We start from the raw sequence: 470 nt of genomic DNA, 5'->3' as shown, positions 1-470 counted from the left end.
TTTGTATCCGCGGTGACCTTCATTCCTTGCTGGCCCCGGCCGAGGCGCCAGCCTCTGCTATCGCCTCATTGATCTCCTCGATGCTGAGCACGCGGCCATTCGTCTTGCCTTTGAGAAACCCATGCAAGTCCCGGAACGATCCCTTCGCCCGCGCCGCCTTCAGTTCCGCCCGTCCGTCCGGCAGCAGATCGAGTTCGATCTTCTCGCCCGGCCTGATACCCAGATGCTGCAGCACGTCTTTGCGGAAAGTCACCTGTCCACGTGCGGTTACGGTCAAAGTCGTCATGTCACTCAACTCCGATTTTGCCACTGAGGAGATAATGCATATCTGCATTACTATCAAGGGCAGGGCTGAGCCGCATAATCTCAAAGACACGAAGGTATGAAACTTCCCGCGGGCTGCATCCCTGCTCGTGAGTGACGCCAGCTCTCGCTATTCCAGGGTTAATCCGATGTCGACCGGATCCGGT

The 470-nt window shown here is 57.4% G+C and carries 1 protein-coding gene; it reads right to left on the bottom strand.

The window, feature by feature from the left end:
* Nucleotides 1–19: 19 nt before the first annotated feature.
* Nucleotides 20–286 carry an AbrB/MazE/SpoVT family DNA-binding domain-containing protein gene (locus tag ACWGS9_RS36110; protein ID WP_454509498.1) on the bottom strand — a complete coding sequence of 89 codons (267 nt, stop codon included), beginning with the start codon at nucleotides 284–286 and terminating at the stop codon, nucleotides 20–22.
* Between the last annotated feature and the right edge of the window lie 184 nt (nucleotides 287–470).

The organism is Mesorhizobium sp. Arg314 (genome assembly GCF_053714275.1).
Note: the sequence above shows the minus strand (reverse complement) of the source record. Positions and strands in the feature narration are given on the sequence as shown.